General features: G+C 73.0%; 20 protein-coding genes. 12 read left to right on the top strand and 8 right to left on the bottom strand.

What is annotated here, in order from left to right; genetic code table 11:
* Nucleotides 1–21: 21 nt before the first annotated feature.
* Complete coding sequence (locus tag PV963_RS41280) at nt 22–1476, bottom strand: aldehyde dehydrogenase family protein (protein ID WP_274821566.1); 1455 nt, start codon at nt 1474–1476, stop codon at nt 22–24.
* Between the two features lie 103 nt (nt 1477–1579).
* Between PV963_RS41280 and PV963_RS41275 the strand changes: the two genes are divergently transcribed.
* The 4 genes from PV963_RS41275 to PV963_RS41260 all read left to right on the top strand — a co-directional run bounded on the left by PV963_RS41275 (nt 1580) and on the right by PV963_RS41260 (nt 4034).
* A complete protein-coding gene (locus PV963_RS41275) occupies nt 1580–2017 on the top strand; it encodes a MarR family winged helix-turn-helix transcriptional regulator (protein WP_274821565.1) in 438 nt (145 codons plus the stop codon).
* Nucleotides 2018–2223: 206 nt separating this feature from the next.
* Nucleotides 2224–2604: an anti-sigma factor antagonist gene (locus PV963_RS41270; RefSeq protein ID WP_274821564.1), complete on the top strand. Its 381-nt coding sequence runs from the start codon at nt 2224–2226 to the stop codon at nt 2602–2604.
* A gap of 107 nt (nt 2605–2711) precedes the next feature.
* Nucleotides 2712–3374, top strand: a complete 663-nt coding sequence (locus PV963_RS41265; protein WP_274821563.1) for a DUF4230 domain-containing protein — start codon at nt 2712–2714, stop codon at nt 3372–3374.
* Nucleotides 3375–3488: 114 nt separating this feature from the next.
* Complete coding sequence (locus PV963_RS41260) at nt 3489–4034, top strand: VanZ family protein (protein WP_274821562.1); 546 nt, start codon at nt 3489–3491, stop codon at nt 4032–4034.
* Between the two features lie 34 nt (nt 4035–4068).
* Here PV963_RS41260 and PV963_RS41255 read toward each other — a convergent pair whose 3' ends face one another.
* Nucleotides 4069–4305: a hypothetical protein gene (locus PV963_RS41255; RefSeq protein WP_274821561.1), complete on the bottom strand. Its 237-nt coding sequence runs from the start codon at nt 4303–4305 to the stop codon at nt 4069–4071.
* A gap of 71 nt (nt 4306–4376) precedes the next feature.
* Nucleotides 4377–5186 (bottom strand): SDR family oxidoreductase, encoded by an 810-nt coding sequence (locus PV963_RS41250; RefSeq protein WP_274821560.1) that lies wholly within the window; start codon nt 5184–5186, stop codon nt 4377–4379.
* 124 nt (nt 5187–5310) lie between these two features.
* Between PV963_RS41250 and PV963_RS41245 the strand changes: the two genes are divergently transcribed.
* From PV963_RS41245 to PV963_RS41230, 4 genes are all read left to right on the top strand, one after another.
* Nucleotides 5311–6351, top strand: coding sequence for a PHP domain-containing protein (locus PV963_RS41245; protein ID WP_274821559.1), 1041 nt, complete (start codon nt 5311–5313; stop codon nt 6349–6351).
* 52 nt (nt 6352–6403) lie between these two features.
* Nucleotides 6404–7069 carry an HAD family hydrolase gene (locus PV963_RS41240; protein ID WP_274821558.1) on the top strand — a complete coding sequence of 222 codons (666 nt, stop codon included), beginning with the start codon at nt 6404–6406 and terminating at the stop codon, nt 7067–7069.
* 619 nt (nt 7070–7688) lie between these two features.
* Complete coding sequence (locus PV963_RS41235; protein ID WP_274822274.1) at nt 7689–8867, top strand: FUSC family protein; 1179 nt, start codon at nt 7689–7691, stop codon at nt 8865–8867.
* A gap of 207 nt (nt 8868–9074) precedes the next feature.
* Nucleotides 9075–10103: an SDR family oxidoreductase gene (locus tag PV963_RS41230; protein WP_274821557.1), complete on the top strand. Its 1029-nt coding sequence runs from the start codon at nt 9075–9077 to the stop codon at nt 10101–10103.
* 104 nt (nt 10104–10207) lie between these two features.
* On the opposite strand, the gene PV963_RS41225 is transcribed toward PV963_RS41230, so the two are convergent.
* The 3 genes from PV963_RS41225 to PV963_RS41215 all read right to left on the bottom strand — a co-directional run bounded on the left by PV963_RS41225 (nt 10208) and on the right by PV963_RS41215 (nt 14741).
* On the bottom strand, nt 10208–10498 hold the full coding sequence (locus PV963_RS41225; protein ID WP_274821556.1) for a hypothetical protein: 291 nt from the start codon (nt 10496–10498) through the stop codon (nt 10208–10210).
* Nucleotides 10499–10559: 61 nt separating this feature from the next.
* Nucleotides 10560–11537 carry a phosphotransferase family protein gene (locus PV963_RS41220; protein ID WP_274821555.1) on the bottom strand — a complete coding sequence of 326 codons (978 nt, stop codon included), beginning with the start codon at nt 11535–11537 and terminating at the stop codon, nt 10560–10562.
* A gap of 30 nt (nt 11538–11567) precedes the next feature.
* Nucleotides 11568–14741: a bifunctional cytochrome P450/NADPH--P450 reductase gene (locus PV963_RS41215; RefSeq protein WP_274821554.1), complete on the bottom strand. Its 3174-nt coding sequence runs from the start codon at nt 14739–14741 to the stop codon at nt 11568–11570.
* 146 nt (nt 14742–14887) lie between these two features.
* Between PV963_RS41215 and PV963_RS41210 the strand changes: the two genes are divergently transcribed.
* The gene (locus PV963_RS41210; RefSeq protein WP_274822272.1) at nt 14888–15538 is read left to right on the top strand and encodes a PAS domain-containing protein; all 651 of its coding nucleotides are present in this window, start codon (nt 14888–14890) and stop codon (nt 15536–15538) included.
* Here PV963_RS41210 and PV963_RS41205 read toward each other — a convergent pair.
* Nucleotides 15478–16392 (bottom strand): DUF3626 domain-containing protein, encoded by a 915-nt coding sequence (locus PV963_RS41205; RefSeq protein ID WP_274821553.1) that lies wholly within the window; start codon nt 16390–16392, stop codon nt 15478–15480. The genes PV963_RS41210 and PV963_RS41205 overlap by 61 nt on opposite strands.
* 84 nt (nt 16393–16476) lie before the next feature.
* On the opposite strand from PV963_RS41205, the gene PV963_RS41200 reads away from it, so the two are divergent.
* The 3 genes from PV963_RS41200 (at nt 16477) to PV963_RS41190 (ending at nt 19627) form a co-directional block, all read left to right on the top strand.
* Nucleotides 16477–16971, top strand: coding sequence for an FBP domain-containing protein (locus PV963_RS41200; protein WP_274821552.1), 495 nt, complete (start codon nt 16477–16479; stop codon nt 16969–16971).
* An 87-nt stretch (nt 16972–17058) separates the two neighbouring features.
* Complete coding sequence (locus PV963_RS41195) at nt 17059–18312, top strand: FUSC family protein (protein ID WP_274821551.1); 1254 nt, start codon at nt 17059–17061, stop codon at nt 18310–18312.
* Nucleotides 18313–18406: 94 nt separating this feature from the next.
* On the top strand, nt 18407–19627 hold the full coding sequence (locus tag PV963_RS41190) for a lactonase family protein (RefSeq protein ID WP_274821550.1): 1221 nt from the start codon (nt 18407–18409) through the stop codon (nt 19625–19627).
* Here PV963_RS41190 and PV963_RS41185 read toward each other — a convergent pair.
* Nucleotides 19595–20323, bottom strand: coding sequence for a DUF2470 domain-containing protein (locus PV963_RS41185; protein ID WP_274821549.1), 729 nt, complete (start codon nt 20321–20323; stop codon nt 19595–19597). The genes PV963_RS41190 and PV963_RS41185 overlap by 33 nt on opposite strands.
* Nucleotides 20324–20385: the final 62 nt, after the last annotated feature.

Raw genomic sequence — 20385 nt, 5'->3', positions numbered from 1 at the left:
CAGGAGCTCCTTGACGGTGTCTCAGTCGAGCGAGACGAGGACGGACTTGACCTTGGTGTAACCGGCGAGCGCCTCGGGCCCGTACTCGCGGCCGTAGCCGGAGTCCTTCACGCCGCCGAAGGGCATGGCGGAGTCGAGCATCGCCCAGTCGTTGACCCAGACGATGCCGGCCTGAAGCCGGTCGGCGACCCGGTGCGCGCGGGCGAGGTTGGTGGTCTGGACGCCCGAGGCCAGGCCGTAGGGGGTGGAGTTGGCGAGGGCGACGGCCTCGTCCTCGTCGTCGAAGGGCTGCACGGTGAGGACCGGGCCGAAGATCTCCTCCTGGATCACGCGGGAGTCGTTCGACAGGTCGGCGATGACGGTCGGCCGGTAGTAGTAGCCGCCGTCCAGGTCGAGCCGCTCGCCGCCGCAGACGATCCGGGCGCCCTCCTTGCGGGCCAGGGCGACGTACTCCTCGACCTTCTTCAGGTGCTTCTCGGCCGCCATCGGGCCGACGACCGTGGCCGGGTCGCGCGGGTCGCCGATCGGCACCCCGGGTACGGCCTCGGCGAGGATGCCGAGCAGCGTCGGGTACACCGAGCGGGCCACCAGCAGGCGCGGTCCGCCCATGCAGAACTGGCCGGTGTTGAAGACGAAGCCCTTGATGACCGCGCCCACCGCCTTCTCCAGGTCGGCGTCCTCGAAGACGAGGTGGGCCGCGTTGCCGCCGAGCTCCATGGTGACGGGCTTGAGGGCCTCGCCGGCGACGCTCGCGACATGCCGGCCTATCGCGGTGGAGCCGGTGAAGGCGACCTTGTCGACACCGCGGTGGCGCAGCAGCGCCTCGCCGGCCACCGGTCCGCTGCCGGTCACGACGTTGACCACGCCGTCGGGCACACCCGCCTGCTGGAACAGCCGGGCCATGTACAGGGCGCTCAGCGGGGTCTCGTCGGCGGGCTTGTGGACGACGGTGTTGCCGGCCGCCAGCGCGGGGCCGAGCTTGGTGCCGGCGAGGATCAGCGGGAAGTTGAACGGGGTGATCGCGGCGACCACGCCGAGCGGCTCGCGCTTGGTGTAGGCGAGGGCGTTCATGGGGGTGTCGCGCAGGGCGCCGTCCTGGCTCTGCGCGAGGTTCGCGAAGTACTCGTAGTCGTTGGCCGCGTTCGTCACGTCGACCGCGCCGCACAGCGTGATCGGCTTGCCGACGTCGAGACTCTCCAGCGCGGCGATCTCGTCGGCGTTCTCGCGGATCAGCTGGGCGACGCGGTGCAGCACCCGGCCCCGCTCGCGGCCGCTCAGACCGGACCAGGCGCCGTCGTCGTAGGCCTCGCGGGCGGCCCGTACGGCCGCGTCGACGTCGGCCGGGCCCGCCTCCGCGACGGTGGTGACGACCGTGCCCCGGGACGGGTCGACCACCTCGGTACGCGCCCCGTCGGCGGCCTCGCGCCACTGTCCCCCGATGAACAGCTGTCCGGGTTCCCTCTCGAAGGTGGTCATCGCCGCTCCTCAGCGTCGTCGCCAAGATTTCAACAAACAGGATTCCTGTTGGTTCGCAGTCTCTTTACAGACAGGTTTCCTGTCAATGCTCTAGCCTGCATCCATGCTCGACGCACAGGTGACCAAGGCGCCCCCTTCCCTGCTCTACATGGTCAAGCAGGTGGAGCTCGTCGTGCGCTCCCATCTGGACGAGCTGGTCAGACCCTCCGGGATCACCGCTCTCCAGTACACCGCGCTGACCGTCCTCGAGCGACACGACGGACTGTCGGCGGCCCAGCTGGCGCGCGACTCCTTCGTCACCGCGCAGTCCATCGCCGACCTCGTCCGCTCCCTGGAGGGCCGCGGGCTGGTGCGCCGGGAGCGCAATCCCCGCAACCGCCGCGAGTTGCTGATCCTGCTCACCGACGCCGGCCGGGAGCTGCTCGCACGGCATGCCGGGCCCGTCCGGGAGCTGGAGGAGCGGATGGTGCGCGACCTCACGGCACACCAGACCGAGCAGTTCCGCCAGGCCCTCACCAAGGCCTGGCACGCCCTGTCGTAACCCGAGGCGCACGCCGGGGATCACGCCCCCACTCACGCCCGCGCACACCCCCGCGCGAACCTCGGCCAACTCGGCCGCAATTCAAAGACATATGTCAATCGAACATGCTCAAATTCACTCATTGGAGGGTAACTTGCAGGGCGGGGAACGGTTTTGAGAACCGCGGCCCCTCCCCACGCACGGAGCAGGCTGGAGGCGATCTCGTCGTGCGGCAGGAACCTGCACCGCTCACCCGGCATCTGCGCGTCCGCCAGGAACGGGGGCACACGGTGCTGGAGTTCCGTGGCGAGATCGACCTCGCCGCGGCCACGGCGATCGCCCCGCACCTGGACCGGGAGACGAACCGCCGCGCCGCCCGGGTCGTGATCGACCTCAGCCGGATCGAGTTCTTCGACTGCTCGGGCCTGCGGCTGCTGTACCGGGCCAGGAGCCGGGTGCTCGACCGGGACGGGCATCTGCTTCTCGTCTGCGCCCACCCGCTGACGCTGCGCATCCTGCGGATCACCGGCCTGTCCCGGGTGCTGCCCCCGCAGCCGACGCTGGACGCGGCCCTGGAGCAGCCGGAGGCGGCGTCCGGCTCGATGTGATGCCCGAGTGCGCCCTGCAGTGCTTCCGCTGACGTCCCCCATCCTCAACCGGCCGGTCTGGCATGGCCCGGGGCGGGCATCCGGACAGTAGGAAGGAGGGCCGTCGCATGACGACTCCCGTCAAGCGTCTCCCCAGGCGCGTGCCCGGCTGGGCGAAGGTGGTGGGCGCGCTGGTGCTGGTGCTCGTCGTGTTCTTCGCCGGGATCCGGCTCAGCGTGATCCCGGGCCTGAAGGACCTGTTCGGCACCGAAACCCAGGACCGGTCCGGTCCCGCGCTGCTGAAGTCCATCCAGGACCTCAGCCGTTACGACGCCGCTTCCGGCAACTTCCAGGTCGTCGTGGACCTGGAGAAGGACGCCAAGTTCCTCCCCGACGCGATCCGCGGCACCCGCACCCTGTACGTCGGTGCGGGCACCGTCGACGCCTACGTCGACCTGGGCAAGGTCGGCGACAACGACGTGCAGGTCAACGGCGACCGCACGTCCGCCACGCTCCGACTGCCCCACGCGCAACTGGGGAAGCCGGCCCTCGACCCCGACCGTTCCTACGCCGTCTCCAAGCAGCGCGGCCTCTTCGACCGCCTCGGCGACTTCTTCTCGGACAACCCCAACGGCGAACAAGCCGTGCAGAAACTCGCGGTACGGCACATCGGCGACGCGGCGAAGGAGAGCGAGCTGACCGCCCGCGCCGAGACCAACACCACCGGCATGCTGCAAGGCCTGCTGCGTTCACTGGGCTTCAAGGAGGTACGCGTCTCGTACGGGAACTGAGGGACGCGACGGAGCGCGGGGAGGCCGTGGCCGGGAACGGCCCGTGGCGGCATCGCCGGCGCGCCCGTGGGTAACCGACTTATCACTCAAAGAAGTTGAAGTCTGGAGGATAGAATGGCCGGTGCAGCCTCACGTCTCCGTACGGCCGACTCCGGCCGCGAGCGACGCCCGCTGCCACTGCTCGTCCGGCTGCTGGCGATGCTGTGCGCCTTCGCGTTCATGGTGGCCTTCGCCGTGGTGCTGGCCAGGCTGACCCTCCAGCCCTCGCCCGCGTCGGAGGCGCTGACCCACACCAATCTGCATCCGGGCCGCTCGCTGAAGGCCTATCTCGACCAGCCGGAACTGCGGGACGCCGTCCGGCAGATCGGCGGCAACATCCTGCTGGGCGTCCCCTTCGGCGTCCTCGTGCCCGTCGTCGCGCCGCGCACCCGCGGCATCCTGCGCCTGCTGCTGCTGACCGCCGTGGTGATGCTGCTGGTGGAGTTCGCCCAGGGCGCGCTGGTCACCGGCCGCGCCTTCGACATCGACGACGTCATCCTGAACACCGCGGGCGCGCTGGTCGGTTACCTGCTCCTGGGCCGGCGGCTGAGCCGCGCGGTCCATGCGCGCAGGCCCCGCGGCGGCCGGGCGGGGAAGAAGCCGGCGTCGGGGAAGTCCTAGGGCACGGTCAGGTCCTCAGTGCTCGGTGAGGTCCTTAGTGCACGGTCCAGGTGAACTTGTCGCCGCCGACCCAGCGGACCACGTCCGGATCGTCCAGATCGTGGACCGTGATACCGAACGCGGCGGCGGCCGCCAGGACGTCGGTGACGGCCTTGGCCTCCCCGACCACCTGGCCGTCGATCTCCACGATCCGGAACGGCGGTGTGCCCGGCTGCACCCCGAGCACCATGATCCGCGGGTGGGATATGTACGGGCTCGCGCTTTCGGTCATGCATCGAGCGTAGAGCGCATCCGGCGGTAGTGCGGAGTCCAGGCACCGGCCGGACCGGCCGGCCGGTGCGCTCAGGGGCGGCGCCAGTCGTCGCTCGTCAGGTGCGAGCCGGCCTGCGGGCCCATGCGGAGCATGCCGCCGTCGACGCTCCAGGAGGCGCCGGTGACGTAGGAGGCGTCCGGGCCGGCGAGGAAGGCGATGACGGCGGCGACCTCGCGGGCGTCGCCGGGCCGTCCCAGCGGCACGCCGGGGCGGCTCTCGGTGTGCGGGTCGGTGTCCTCCTGCCCGGTCATGGGCGTGGAGATCTCGCCGGGTGCGACGGCGTTGACGGTGATGCGGTACTCCGCGAGTTCGAGCGCCATGACCTGGGTGAGCAGGCCGAGGCCGCCCTTGGCGGCGCAGTACGGGGCGGCGCCCACGCGCGGCTGGTGCTCGTGGACGGACGTGACGTTGACGATCCGCCCGCCGTCGCCCTGCCGGATCATGTGCCGGGCCGCCTTCTGCCCGCACAGGAACGGCCCGACGAGATCGACGTCGAGGACCTCGCGCACGTCGGACAGCTCCAGGTCGAGGAAGGGCGTCATGGTGCCGGTGCCCGCGTTGTTGACCAGCACGTCGATGCGGCCGAGGCGCTCGCACAGCTCGTCGACGGTATCGGCGGCCTCGGGCAGCCGGGTGAGGTCCATCCGGGCGACCTCGGCCCGCTGCCCGTGCGCCCGGACCTCCTCGGCCGTCTCCTCCGCTCCCTTGTGGTCGCTGTGCCAGGTGATGCCGACGTCCATGCCCGCCCGGGCCAGCCGTACGGCGGTGGCCCTGCCGATGCCGGAGTCGGATCCGGTGATCACGGCGACCTTGCTGCGGGGCGCGGTGGGGGCGGACATGACAGGCCTCCTCGTCGAGGATTCGGGACGAGGCATCGCAGTACCCGGGTGTGTACCGGGCAAACCGCCCGCCCGTCGTGCGGCCCGCCGGGCGCTGGGGAACCCTTGTGGGGTGGAGGTGGCGATGGATCCCGTCGAGGCACTGGACCGGATCGCCTTCCTGCTGGAGCGGTCCCTGGCGCCGACGTACCGCGTGCGCGCCTTCCGTACGGCGTCCCGGGTGCTGAAGGAGCTGGGCGAGGACGAGGTGCGCCGGCGGGCGGACGCCGGGTCGCTGGAGTCGCTCAAGGGGGTCGGTCCGAAGACCGCGCAGGTGGTGCGGGAGGCGCTGGCCGGTGAGGTGCCGGGCTATCTGCGGAAACTGGAGGGGGAGGCGAAGGAGCCACGGGCCGTGCGGGGCGGCGAACGGCTGCGGGCGCTGCTGCGCGGCGACTGCCATCTGCACTCCGACTGGTCGGACGGCGGCAGCCCGATCGAGGAGATGGGCCGGGCCGCGGCGGCGCTGGGGCACGAGTGGGCGGCGCTGACCGACCACTCGCCGCGCCTGACGGTGGCACGCGGGCTGTCGGCCGAGCGGCTGCGGGAGCAACTGGACGTGGTGGCGGAGCTGAACGAGACCTGGGCGCCGTTCCGGCTGCTGACCGGCATCGAGTGCGACATCCTCGAGGACGGCTCGCTCGACCAGGAGCCGGAGCTGCTGGACCGGCTCGACGTCGTGGTGGTGTCGGTCCACTCCAAGCTGCGCATGGACGCCCGGTCGATGACCCGGCGGATGGTGGCCGCCGTTCGTGATCCGCACTCGGACGTGCTCGGGCACTGCACGGGGCGGCTGCTGACCGGGCGGGGGCGGCCCGAGTCGGAGTTCGACGCGGACGAGGTGTTCGCGGCGCTCGTGGAGACGGGCACGGCCCTGGAGATCAACAGCCGGCCGGAGCGGCTCGACCCGCCGCGGCGGCTGCTGCGTCGGGCCGTGGACGCGGGTGTGCTGTTCTCCGTCGACACCGACGCGCACGCGCCGGGGCAGCTGGACTGGCAGATCAACGGGTGCGCGCGGGCGGAGGAGTGCGGGGTGCCGCCCGAGCGGGTGGTGACGACGTGGTCCCTGGACGAGTTGCTGGCCTGGACCCGTGAGCGTCGGGTGCCGTCCGGCGTGGCGGGCGGCTGAGGTGGTACCCGGTCCGGCCTGAGAGCAGGCCGGAGAGGAAGGGATCGCACGTATGGCGAAGGCGGAACGGGCGGCCGTGTTCGACGTCGACGGCACGCTGGTCGACACCAACCACCTGCACGTCGTGACGTGGTGGGAGGCCTTCCGGCAGGCGGGCCACGACGTGCCGATGCACGCCGTCCACCGGGCCGTGGGCCTGGCCTCCACCGACCTCGTCGCGCATCTGCTCGGCGAGGACCGGGACACGGGCCAGGACGCGGCGATAAGCGCCGCCCACAAGGCGCTGTACGGGCAGTACTTCGACCGGCTGCCCGCGCTGCCGGAGGCCGGGGCGCTGCTGCGGCGGCTGCACCGGGACGGCTGGGCCGTGGTGCTGGCCACCTCGGCGGGCGGTGCGGAGCTGAGCGCGTTGCGCCGGGCGATCGACGCGGACGACGCCATCACCGCCACGGCCAGTGCCGACGACGTGGAGGCGGGCAAGCCCGCGCCCGAGCCCGTCGAGCACGCCCTGGACCTGGCCGGGGTGCCGGCGGAGCGGGCGGTCTTCGTCGGGGACACCGTGTGGGACATGCGGGCGGGCAGCCGCGCCGGGGTGCGCTGTGTGGGCGTCCTGTGCGGTGGCATCCCGCGTCCCGACCTGGAGAAGTCCGGCGCGGACGCGGTCTACGCCGACCCCGCGCACCTTCTGTCGTCCCTGCGGGACAGTCCGCTCGCATGAAGCGGCGTGAAACCCCCGGTCACGCGGATACTCGCAGCGCATGACGCGTGTGACGAGTGTGGTTCGACGGGCAGCTCGCACCTTCGGCCGCCGGAAGGACGAAGCCGCGGCGGCGAACGACACCCGCCCGACCGGGCAGCCGGCCCGGGAGATACAACCCCACGAGGAGACCGACAGCCGGACGGCCCAAGAGACGGAGCACGGCAACACGACGGACAGCCGGACGGCCCCGGAGAGGGCACCCGACGAGACGCCTGACGACCGGGCAGCCCGAGAGACGGCAGCCGACGAGGAGACCGACCGCCGGACTGCCTGCACGACAGGACCCGACAGGGCGACGGACGGCCCGTCGGCCCCAGAGGCACGGCCCCACATGGCAGCAGACAGCCGGACAGCCCGGGAGACACGGCCCGGCATGGCGACGGACAGCCCCTCGGCCCCAGGTACACGGCCCCAGAAGGCGACGGACGACCGGGCAGCCCGGATGACAGAACCCGACACGGCGAGCGCCAGCCGGGCAGCCCGGGAGACGGGGCACGGCAGGGCGACCGACCGCCCGTCGGACCGGGGCCGCAACGTGATGGACAGCCGGGCGGCCGCCGATGCGCTGCGTGAGCGTATGGGTGGTCTCGGGCAGGGGGTCCGTGGCACGCGGCCGATTGACGCCGTGCGGCGGGAGGCGCGGGGGGCCGTGGAGGCCGTGCGGGCCGCCTGGCGGGGGCCCGGGCGGGAGCGGGACCTGGTCGTCCAGTCGTTGAAGGCTGCCGCGGCGGCGGTGATCGCCTGGCTGGTGGGCGGCGTCTGGATGGGCGACCCGCTGGCGCTGATGGCGCCGTGGGTGGCGCTGGTGCTGGTGCAGGCCACCGTCTACAGCTCGCTGGTGCAGGGCGCGCGGCAGTTCGGGGCGGTCTGCGTCGGCACCGTGCTGGCCTCGGCGGCTCTGGCCCTCACCGGCGACACGACGGGCGCGCTCGCCCTGTCCGTCCCGGTGCTGATGCTGCTCTCGAACTGGCCTCGCTTCGGCGACCAGGGCATCTACGCGGCGACCACGGCCCTGTTCACCCTCACCTCGGGCACGGTGAGCATGTCCGGCGTGGGGCACCGGGTGGGGCAGGCGGCGCTCGGCGCCGTCATCGGCGTCGCCGTCAACGCCCTCGTCTTCCCGCCGATCCATCTGCGGGACGTCCGGGAGAACCTGGCGACCCTCGCCCGGGAATCGGGCGACGTTCTGCGCGCCGTCGCCGCGGACCTGCACGAGGGCGACTGGGACGCGCAGACCGCCGCCGGCTGGCTCAACGCCTCGGCTCGGCTGGACCACCGTCTGGACGCGTTGCGCTCGGCGCGCCACTGGAGCCAGGAGAGCCTGCGCCTGACCTACGGCCCACTGCGCGCCCTGCACCGCGTACCGCACATGCCCCTGCCGCCGCCGGACGAGGACGAACGCCTCGGCCGCGTCACCGGGCACGTCACGGCCCTGACCCGGGCGCTGGCGGTGACCGTGGACGACAGCCGCACGCCGGCACCGCCCGAGGGGCGGGCCCTGCGCTCGTACGCGGATCTGCTGGACCTGATCGGGGACGCCTGCGACACGGAGGCCGACCGTCTGCTCAACGGCGGCGTGGACCCGCGCCGGTGCGACGAGAGGGAGGGGAGGATGCGGGAGCTGCACGGGTACTTGCAGGAAAGGCTGCGGGAGCACGCCGGGCTGGGTGCCGAGCACACGGCGGTGCTCGGCACGCTGCTGCTCCAGGCCGAGAACCTGTGGGCCGAGATCCTTCCGGAGCACGGGGAGCGGTGACACAGATCGCCCACGGGGACGATCGTTCGGCTGAAGCCCTGTGGAGCCTTTCGCCGAGAGGCGACCGCCATCCGTGTCCACCTCTTGAGCCGCCCCGGCCGTGGGACTCCGCCGTCCGGCCGGGGCTGTCCTCTGCCCACGTGCAATCCGCGCGACCCGGGTACTCGGTCTTTCTCCGAGGACGGTCGCGGCCGAGAGGAGCCGATGGTGAGCAGCGGAACAGGCATGAGGATCGTCGTCACGGGCGCCACCGGCAACGTGGGCACCAGCGTGGTGCGCCTCCTCTCGGAGGATCCGGAGGTCGCCTCCGTGCTGGGCCTGGCCCGGCGGATCCCCGACTGGTCGCCACCGAAGACGGACTGGTCGGCGGTCGACCTGGCCTCCGAGCAGTCCGATGTGGCCGAGCACTTCCGGGGCGCCGACGCGGTCGTCCATCTGGCCTGGGCGTTCCAGCCGACGCACGACCCGGCGGCGACCTGGCGCACCAATGTGCTCGGCAGCATGCGGGTGTTCGAGGCGGTGGCCGCCGCGGGGGTGCCGGCGCTGGTGCACGCCTCGTCGGTCGGCGCGTACTCGCCGGGCCCGAAGGACCGGGCGGTGGACGAGTCGTGGCCGACGCACGGCTGGCCGGACGCCGCCTACTGCCGTGAGAAGGCCTATCTGGAGCGCGCGCTGGACACGTTCGAGCGCGACCACCCCGAGACGCGGGTGGTGCGGATGCGGCCCGCCTTCCTCTTCAAGTGGGAGTCCGCGAGCGAGCAGCGCCGGATCTTCGGCGGGCGGTTCCTGCCCGGCCCGCTGGCCCGCCCGGAGCTGCTGCCCTTCCTGCCCGACATCCCGGGGCTGCGGGTGCAGGCGCTGCACACGGACGACGCGGCGAACGCGTACCGGCTGGCCGTGCACTCCGACGTCCGGGGCGCCTTCAACCTGGCGGCCGAGCAGCCGGTCGACGCGCAGGTGCTGGGCGAGATGCTCGGGGCGCGCCCGGTACGGCTGCCGCGCACCGCGGCCCGTTCGGCGATCGCCGCCGCCTGGGGCCTGCACCTGCTGCCCGCCTCCCCGCACCTGTTCGACGCGGTGCTGCGGCTGCCGCTGATGGACTGCACGCGTGCGCGTGCGGAACTCGGCTGGCGGCCGGAGCGTACGGCGATGGAGGTGCTGCAGGAGTTCTTCGAGGGCCTTCAGCAGGGCGGGGGCGCACGGACGGAACCGATGCGGGGGCGCAAGGTCGGCTGACCGCTCGACCCGCACGCCCCTGCCAAGACGACCGATGGCCGCAGCCGGCCCCCACGGTCGGCTGCGGCCATCGGCGCTCACGCCGCCGGAGCGCTGAACGGCGCTCAGGCGGAGGACTCGTCCGGGTCCGGATGCTCGGGGTGGACGGTTCCCGAGCGCGGTACTCCCTGCCGTCCCGTCCCCGCTTCGTCCGTGTCGGGGACGTCGCGGGCGGGCTCGTGGCCCTCGGCCTCGTCTTCCTCGTCCTTCGTCCGGTCCTTGCCGTCCTTGCCGGTGCCCGTGAAGCGCGGGGCGACCTCCCACGGGTCCTCGCCGGCGTCGGCCTGCTGGTCCGGCATGTCCCGCGGCACGGGCTCACCGTTCTCGCCGGGTCCTTCGAGGCGATGGTCGGTCACGGCGTGCTCCCTTCGCTGGTCCGGGCGCCACGCGAGTACCTCCGCCGCGACCTGAGAAACCTCAGCGCGGCGCCACCCGAAGAGTTTCCTCGATCTCGTCCAGGGCCGCGACAAGTTCCGGAGCGACCCTGTCCTGCACCCAGCGCTCCTGCTCCTCTCCGACCGCGCGCGGAATCGTCTCGGTGAGCATGATCAGGTACAGGTAGGCGCGGTAGAGGGCCAGTCGGAGGCGGGCCGGGGCGTCGAAGCGGGCCCGGCCGCCGGTCTCCCGGTAGCCCGCCAGGAACGCCTCGTCCTGCTTGATGTCGCCCAGCAGCGCCAGGGAGACGAAGTCGGCCAGGGGGTCGCCCCAGAACATGCGCTCCCCGTCGATGAGGCCGCCGATGCGGGCGTCGCCGGCCGAGCGGTCGACCAGGATGTTGCCCGGCCACAGGTCGAAGTGCACGAGGCACGGGACGGTGACCTCGTCGAGGGAGCCGTATGCGGACCGGGCGGTACGGGCCACCGAGTCGACGGGGCGGGGCAGCCGCGCCCCGTAGCGCCGGGCGTCGTCGAGGACGGCGTCGAACATCGTGGTGAACGCGGTCCGCCAGTCGGGGGCGAGCGGGCCGAGGGCGCCGGAGGGATAGCCGAAGGCGTGGCCCGTCACGCGGTGCAGCCGGGCCGTCAGGCGTCCCAGCTCCGTGCGCAGTGCGGTCTGTTCCGGGTCGGTGAGCGAGCCGTCCCAGGAGTCGCCCGGGCAGGCCGTCATCAGCAGGAAGTCGTCGCCCATGGACACCAGCCCCGGTGCGGGGACCCCGGCGCGGGCGGCCGAGCGGTAGAACTCGGCCTCGGAGACGAGGAGCCGGTGCTCGTGCCGGAGGCCGGGGGTGGCCGCCGCGGGCGGGATCTTCAGCACGTAGCGGGTGCCGTCGGTGAGGCGGAGTTCCTCCACGGTGTTGTACGTGCCGCCGGTCAGCGGGGCGAGGTGGGCCAAGCGGCCGGGGTCCAGGCCCGCCTCCTCCAGGATGTGCCGGGCCCGTTCCCAGGAGTCCACCACCGTGCGCCCACCCCTCCCCTTCGCCTGCGGTCAGCCGGCCGCGTACACGTCCTCGACGTAACGCCCCTGCGCGACCAGCCCGTCGAGCCACTGCTCGGCGGCCGTCTCGTCGGCGCCCGGCGTGTGCTTCCGGTACAGGGTACGGAACGCCTCCCGCACCCCGGGCGCCATCCGGGAACCGTCACCGCAGACGTACACCCGCGCTCCGGCGTCCAGCAGGTCCCAGACCTCCTCGGCCTCGGCGGCGATGCGGTGCTGCACGAACCGCACCTCGCCCTCGGGAGCTTCACTGAAGGCGGGCCGGAGGGAGACGGCTCCGGCGGTCTCGGCGGCGCGCAGTTCCTCGGCGTGCAGGAAGTCGGAGTCTGGCGCGTCGCAGCCGAAGTAGCAGACGGCCGGGGCGAGTTCGGCTCCTGCCGTGAGGGCCGTCGTACGGTCGGCGACGGCGCCGCGGAACGGGGCGAGGCCGGTGCCCGCCGCGATCATCACGACCGGTGCGGATCCGCCGGTGGCGTCGATACGGAAGGCCTCCCGGCACGGCTGCACGCGCGCGTACACCGTGTCTCCGGGCTCGACGGTCGCCAGGTAGCCGGATCCGGTCCCTCGGTAGACGCCCCGGCCCGAGCGGGCCGGTGCCTCCAGCAGCGACACCATCAGGTCCACGTGACCGGGGTCGACGGCGGGCGACGAGGAGATGGAGTAGTGGCGAGGGCGCAGCGGGGTGAGGAGGTCGAGGAGCTGCGGCCAGTCCAGGGCGCCGCGCAGGGCCGGGTGGTCCTCGATGATCTCCACGAGGGTGCGGGGGTCGTCGGTGAGGGCGGCCAGGGCCAGGCGCTCCGGCGGGCAGGGGTTGGCGGCGGCGAGCGCGGCCAGCTGCCCGGTGCTCGGGCGCTCCTGCAACTCCACGTGGTGGGTGAGGAGTTGCCGTACTGTCACGGGGCGGTCGACGGCGATCGAGTCGCGGCGCGGACGGGTGGGGCGGATGTCCAGGACGGTGTCGAGTTCGACGCCGAGCGCGGCGGCGGCGCGGGTGACGAGGTCCGGGTGGTTGGCGGGCAGCACGGTGAGGTGGTCGGCCGTGCGGTAGGTGACGCCGTCCGGCAGCGCGACGCGGACGAACCGCTTGCGGCGCGCGTAGCCGGGCGCGGTGAGGTCGTACGCCTCGGTGACCCGCATGGGGACGAGCTCGTGCCGATCGGCGAGGGCGTCCAGCGGGCCGCCGGTCAGGGCGCGGACCTCGTAGGCGGTCGTGGGCTCGGGGTCGGAGGTCGTGGCGTCCGGGTCGCCGTACCGCTCCAGCAGGGCGACACGGAGGGCCGTCGTGAACTCCCGGACCGTGCCGGTGAGGTCGCCGGAGGCGTCGGCCGCGGCGCGGGCGAGGAGCCGGGTGGCGCCGGACTCCGCGAGCCGTTCGTCGATCCGGGTGGGGACGTGCTGGTAGGTGGCGGACCAGTTGCGGTCGCCGACGCCGAGGACGGCGTACGTCACGCCGGACAGGTCGTGGGTCTCCTCCAGCCAGGTGGCGAAGGCGGTGGCGTCGTCGGTGGGGCGGCCGTTGTAGGAGGCGGCCGTGATGATCACGGGCCGGTCGGTAGGGAGGCCGCCGGCGTAGGCGTCCAGGGATGCCACTTCGGTGTCGCAGCCGACGGCGGCGGCCTCGTCGGCGAGTTGGGCGGCGAAGTCGCGGCACGTGCCGTAGTTGCTGCCGTGCAGGAACAGGGCGGCGGTGCCGGGGCGGACGCGGGCGGGCAGGCCCTGCGGTTCGGCCGACCGGGAATCCTGGACCGGGGCGGCACCGGGCAGCGGCGTGTGGACCCGGTCGGCGGACGTGCGCGGGGTGAGCGTGAGGGTGAAGCCCTCGGGCTTGAGGGTGAGGGTCTCCTTGACCGTGAGCCGGTAGTCGGCGTGGTCGCGGAGCCGGTAGCGGTGGACGAGCATGGCCAGCAGCATGGTCGCCTCGTGCAGGGCGAACTGCCGTCCGATGCAGGCGCGCTCACCGGTGCCGAACGGCTTGAAGGCGTGCACCGGGCGCTCCGTCTCCGCCTCGGCCGTGAAGCGGGAGGGGTCGAACAGCTCGGGGTTGTCGCCCCAGACGGGCTGCCGGTGCAGCATCGGCGTGAGCACCAGGGCGGACTGCCCGGCGCGCAGCGGGATGCGGCCGCCGAGCAGGGTGTCCTCGCGGGCCTCCCGGGCGAAGACGGCGGCCGTGGGCCACAGCCGGAGCGCCTCGTTGAGGACCTGGCGGGTGTAGGTGAGCCGGCCGATCTCGTCGTACGCCGGCTCCGGGTCGGCCTGGTCGCCCCACAGCTCGTCGACCTCGCGCTGCACCAGTTGCAGCGCGGTCGGGTGCTTGGCGAGGTAGTACAGGGCGAAGGACATGGCGCCGGAGGTGGTCTCGTGGCCGGCGATGAGGAAGGTGATGACCTGGTTGCGGATGTTGGCGGCGTCGAGCGTGCCGCCGTCGGCGGGGTGCTCGGCGGTGAGCATGAGGCCGAGCAGGTCGTCGGCCTGGCTCTGGTCGGTGCCGGTGCGGGCGGCGATGACCTCGTCGACGACCCGGGCGAGGTAGGCGGAGTCGTCCCGGAAGGCCGCGTCCTGCGCCGAGTAGTCCCGGCCCGGGACGCGCGCGAGGCGGGTCATGCTCCACTCCAGGCAGCGGACCATCGACTCGACGAAGGGGTGCGGCTCGGCCCGCTCGAAGGAGCCGAAGTCGTAGCCGAACCCGGCGAGTCCGATGGTGTCGAGCGTCATGCGGGTCATGTCGCCGGGCACGTCGACGGGCCGCCCGGCGCGGGCGTCGCGGTCCCAGGAGGCGATGAGCCTGCGGGCCACCCTCAGCATCACGGGGTGGTAGGTCCGCATGGAGCCCAGCGCGAAGGCGGGCATGAGGATGTCGTGTGCCTTGGCCCAGTTGGGCTCGTCGTTGTACGCGGTGAACAGGCCGTCGGCGGCGAACTCGCGGACGTTCTCCAGACCGGGCCCGATGTGCTTGGCGAACCGCTGCTCGTCCGCGAGCTCGGCCACGAGGTCCAGGTCGCCCACGAACAGGGTGTCGCGTCCGTACAGCCGCCGCACGAACACCGGCCCGTGCTCGCGCATCAGGTCCATGGCCTGCTGGACGGGCGCGTCGCCGGGTCCGGTGCCGGAGATGTCGGCGACGGGGAGGACCTCTGCGAGCCGGGGGGTCTGTGCGGTGGGGCGCATGACGCGACAACTGCCTTTCGCGGTACGGAAGTACTGCGTTCCAGCGTGATCCACGGGACCGGGCGGGCCGCGCCGCGGCCCTACATGATTGTGTAGTACATGCAGACGCGTCGCCCTTGCGCGCGGGCGACCCGGCGTGGCAGGAGATGCTCGTGGACCAGGCTCGGCAGGAGGCCGTGACATGGCGCAATCGCGCCCTGCTCCTCTTCGACCGGGTGGCGATGCCGGTCGCGGTGTGCGACGTGTACGGCGCGGTGCTGCTCGCCAATCCGGCGATGGCCGCGGAGTGCGGTACGACGCCGGGGCGGCTGCGCGGCCGTGACGTGCTGGACCTGTTCAGCCCGCGGGAGGCCACGCAGGTGGAGCGCATCGCCCAGGCCCTGCGGCTGCGGCACCGCTCGCGCTACCAGGTCTCGGTGCGCTGGCGGGCCCCCGGCGGCGCGGAGCGGTACGGGGAGCTGACGGCGGACCCGGTGAGCGACACGGTCGAGGACACGCCGGCGCTGCTGGTGATGCTGCGCGTGGACGGCGAACGCGCCCCCTCCCCCGCCCCACCCGCCGAACAGGCCCGGGTCACCCCCATCGAGGCCCGCATCCTGGCCCTGCTGGCCGCCGGTGCCACGACGGCCCGGGCAGCCCGCGAGACCGGCCTCACCACCGACGGCGTCACCTACCACCTGCGCCGCCTGTCCTCCCGCTGGCACGCCACCAACCGCACCCAACTGGTGGCCCGCGCCTACGCGCTGGGCGTGCTCACTCCGGGGGTCTGGCCGCCTGAGGCCCCGGCCGCCGAGTAGGCCGTGCCCGCTCCCTCCGGGGCTCCGAAGCGGGCGAGGGTGTGCCACACCATCTTCAGGTCCTGCAGTTCGTACCGCCCCGTCCGGGCGGCGTCACCGATGGCACGGGGGTCGACGAGGCCGTCCCGGGCGATCCGCGCGCCCAGTTCCACGTACTCCCGGCCGCGGTAGTCCGCGTGGCGCCGTAATCCGGCCACGGTGAGCCGGTAGCCGGGGTGCCACTCGACCGGGCAGGGCAGGTGCCGGGCCGCGACCTCCACCGGTGTGCCGCGGTAGCAGGCGTCCAGCACCAGCGCCTCCACGTCCCGGGCGAGAGCGACGCCGCCGTGCACGTGCGCCTCGATGTAGTCGTCGAGGGCGTCCTGTTCGTCCGCCTCGGCCAGCGCGATGAGCGACATCCCGGCCGCCACGCCGAAGTCGGCCGGCTCGGCGGCGCTGTCGGGGTAGCAGAACGTGGCCCGGGGCAGGACACCGGCGCGCAGCCGGAAGTGCGAGGAGCCGAAGCGCGGCGCCGCGCCGACCACCTGCCGGCGGAAGTTCAAGGCGCCGTACACGGGCCGCTCGTGTGCGGTCGCTTCGTCGTACGCCCCGCCGAAGATCCGGCTCTCCCAGCGCCATCGGTCGCCGCCGGGGCGGGCCGTGAGGCCGCCGTTGCTGGTGCCGGTGACGAACTGCGAGTGGTAGGCGCCGTCCCGGGCGAGCGCCACGAGGACGGGCACCTCGCCCGCCGGTCGGTCCGGGTGGAAGTTCAGCGTGATGCGCACCTCCGGATCGACGGCGGGCCCCGACGAGCCGCCCGCCACATGGCGCAGCGCCGCCCGTACCCGCGCGGTCGCGACCTCAGGAAAATCCACTGGCTCCCCCGTCGTCGGTGCTTCTAACCTGACCCAGAAACCTAGGACCCCTAGGTTTCGCCGACGACGACCAGGAGCCCTCCCATGAGATCACTCACCGAACAGGACATCCGCAACTCGTTTATCAACTGCTCCAAGGGAGAGGCCAAGCGTCTGTCCGTCCCCCGGGACCTCGCCGAGCGCCCCTGGGACGATCTCGACTTTCTCGGGTGGCGGGATCCGGGGGCGCCCGATCGGAGTTATCTGGTCGCCGAGCGCGAGGGGCGGCTCGTCGGGGTGGCGATGCGGTTCCAGGCGGCGCAGCGGGGCTTTCTGCATCGCAGCATGTGTTCGCTGTGCCTGACGACCCACCCACGGGGCGGTGTGGCGCTGATGACCGCGCGGAAGACGGGAGCGGCCGGACGTGAGGGGAACTCCGTCGGGGCGTACATGTGCACCGACCTCGCCTGCTCGCTGTACCTGCGCGGGAAGAAGGTGCCGGAGAGCGGGGCCCGCTTCGAGGAGAGCCTCACCCTGGAGCAGCAGATCGAGCGGACCATGGGCCATCTGACCGCCTTCCTCGACAAGGTGTCCGCCTGACGGCCCTCGGTCGCCCGTGGCTTCCCCCGGCGTTAACGTCCTTCATGGATGCGTTCGATACGCCAGGGGAAGGGGAACAGCCCGAGGATGCGAGAGGTACGTGAGTGGACGGCGTACGCCAGACGGATCGTGCACAAGCGCCGGGACCCCGTGGTCGTCCAGACGGTGCGGTCCGCGTTCGCGGCGACGATCGCCTACGTCATCGCGCTGCGGCTGAGCCCCGAGGCGGCACCGCTCACCGCTCCCCTGACGGCACTGCTGGTCGTCCAGGTGACCCTGTACGCCACGCTCACCAACGGGTTCCGGCGGGTGAACGCCGTGGTGACCGGCGTTCTCGTCGCCATCGCGTTCAGCCTTCTGGTGGGCCTGACCTGGTGGAGCCTGGCGCTGCTCCTGGTGGCCTCGCTGGTCGTGGGACGGCTGGTCCGGGTGGAGGAGTACGTACCCGAGGTCGCGATCAGCGCGATGCTGGTGCTCGGGGTCACCACCGTCGGGGACACCGCCTGGGCCCGGGTGGTGGAGACGCTGATCGGCGCGGTCGTCGGGCTCGGCTGCAATCTGCTGCTGGCTCCGCCGGTGTGGGTGGAGGAGGCGGGCGCGTCGATCGAGGGTCTGGCGCGCCGGCTGCGGCAGCTGATGCTACGCATGGGCGAGGAGGCCGCCGGCCGTACGCCCGCGGATCTCGCGGCGGAGCGGCTGCACGAGGCGCGGCGCCTGGACCACGACATCGTCGAGGTGGACGCGGCGCTCCGGCAGGCGGAGGACAGCCTGCGGCTCAACCCGCGCGTGCGGGAGGGCCTGCTGCACCGGGTGGTGCTGCGCACCGGCCTGGACACGCTGGAGATCTGCACGGTCGTGCTGCGCGTGCTCGCGCGCTCCCTCACCGACCTCGCGAAGGAGCGCGAGCCGGAGCCGCTGTTCGAGGCCGAGACGGGCGCCGCGCTGGAGCAGCTGCTGTCGGAGATCGCCGACGCGGTGGTGAGTTTCGCGGTGCTGGTGACCACCCATCTCAGTGCGAGCGCCGAGTCGGCGGAGGAACGTCTCGCCGCGGAGCTGCGCACCGCGGCGGGCACCCGCGACAAGCTGGCCCTGCTGCTGCGCGAGGAGTCCGAGCGCGAGACGCGGCACTGGCAGTTGCTCGGCGCGGTCCTCACGGAGGTCAACCGGATCCTCGACGAGCTCGACACCGAGCACCGCACCCGGCGCCTGTTCGAGGAACTGGACCGTGTGTCCCGGGAGCAGCGCGTGCGGATGCCGCGCCTGACGCGGCTGCGTGAGCGCCTGGGCGTTCAGGAGCAGATGTGGCGGAACCGTACCGGGGTCGGCGGGCGTTATCGCTGAGCGACCGCCTGGAGTCGGTTGCGCCGCGCGCAACGCTCGGTGCTGTTGTTGCACCCGGTGGGTGATCCACGCCAAGGTGGCTGTCGCGACGGTGATGAGTGACGACCTGAGGGGCGACATGGGCAGTGGTGGCTGGAGCAGGCGCCGGTTGGTCGGCGCACTGGCGTCAGGAGCCGCCGCGGCGGCGCTGCCCGCCTGTGACGACGCGCCCGCGCCGGCGACCCCGACGAGTCCGGCGGCCCCCGAGTCGAGCGTGAGCCCGTCCCGCGAGGCCCGGCGCCCGTCCGGCCCGCGCCCGCTCTACGTCGGCACCTACACCTCCGTCGAGGGCGGCGGCAAGGGAATCGGCCTGGCCACGTACGACGCGGAGACGGGCCGGATCACCGGCACCGGCACGCTCACCGGCGTCGGCAACCCGTCGTACCTCGCGATCCACCCGGACCGCCGCACGCTGTACGCGGTGAACGAGCGCGACGACGGCGCCGTGACGGCCGTCCGGCTGTCCGACCGGAAGGTCCTGGGCAGCCGGAGCACCGGCGGTGCGGGCCCCTGCCATCTGTCCGTGCATCCGGGAGGGCGCTGGCTGCTCAGCGCGGACTACGGCTCGGGCAGCGTGGCGGTGCATCCGATCGACGCCGCGGGCGCCCTCGGGGAACGGACCGATCTCGTCCGGCACTCCCGTCCGGCGCCCGGGCCGGGTCAGGAGGGTCCGCACGCCCACCAGATCTTCACCAGCCCGGACGGCGGGCACGTCCTCGCCGTGGACCTGGGTACTGACACCGTCTACACCTACCGGCTCGACGAGAAGTCCGGCACGCTCAGCGAGGTCGCGCAGGCGCAGACCCGGCCTGGCGCGGGGCCGCGCCACCTGACGTTCCACCCCGGCGGCCGGTACGCCTACCTCGCCAACGAGGTCGACAACACGGTGGCGGTCTGCGCGTACGACCCCGCCTCCGGCCGCGTCACGGTCGGCGAGGCGCAGTCCACGGGCACCGGTTCGGGCACCAACTACCCGGCGCAGATCCTGGTGACCGCGAACGGCCGGTACGCCTTTCTCGCCAACCGCGGCCACAACAGCCTCACGCGCTACGCCGTCGAGGCGGACGGTGCCCGGCTCAGGCTGCTGGACACCGTGCCGGTGGGCGGGGACTTCCCGCGCCAGATCGCCTTCTCGCCGGAGGGCACGCTGCTGTTCGCGGCGAACCAGAAGTCCGGCACGGTCACCGTCTTCCGCGTCGACGAGACGAGCGGCGCGCTGCGGCGCACCGGTGAACCGTTTCCGTCACCGGTCGCCGTCTGTGCGCTGCCACTGTAGGGCCCGCGGGCAGGACGCGGCCGTCGCCTGGCTGAGCAGGACGTGCATGCGCTCGGTGAGCTGCGCGACGTCGTCGGCGGGTGTGTGGAACGCCAGCCGTACGTCGCCGTGGGCGCGGGCGCGTTCGATGCGCAGCGTCAGTCCGTGCCGGTCGACGGAGAGGGGCTGGACGCGGACCGCGCCGTGCAGGCTGCCGGAGTCGACGAGCCGGGTGAGCCGCTCGACCGCGTCCGCGTGGCAGTCGGCGAGGTGCGTCAGCAGCCGGGCCTCGGCCGTGGTGAGCGGGTCGGGCGTCGCGGCGGCGAAGTCGTCGAGGTCGACGACCACGGCCCCGGACGGCTGCCGCAGCACCACGCGCGTGGGCCGGAAGGCCAGCCGGTCCTTCACGACGGCGAACCAGCCCGCGAGCCACAGCCGGGCGCGGATCCGGTCGCGCACGGGGACGGGGGCCACGTCGGCGAACTCCAGCACCGCGGACGGCTCGCCGCGGGGCGCGCAGATCGCGGCCGCGAGCAGGGCGCTGCCCCCGGGCACGTCCACCAGCACGCGGCCGTCCTCGGTCACCGTGTGCGCGCCGACCAGCTCCTCCCGCATGCCCTCCGCGGTCACCGAGCAGGACCACGCGGCGGCGAGCACCGAGCGCGCCCGCTCCGCCGCGGCAGGGGCCGCCGTCCAGCTGTGGCTGCCGTCACCCATCCCAGACCTCCTTAGGTAAGCCTTGCCTAACCTACCGAAGATCGGGGCGTGAGCCAACCACG

The sequence above is a fragment of the Streptomyces coeruleorubidus genome (genome assembly GCF_028885415.1).
GTDB classification, from domain to species: Bacteria; Actinomycetota; Actinomycetes; order Streptomycetales; family Streptomycetaceae; genus Streptomyces; species Streptomyces coeruleorubidus_A.
This window is presented reverse-complemented; position numbering and strand designations above follow the sequence as displayed.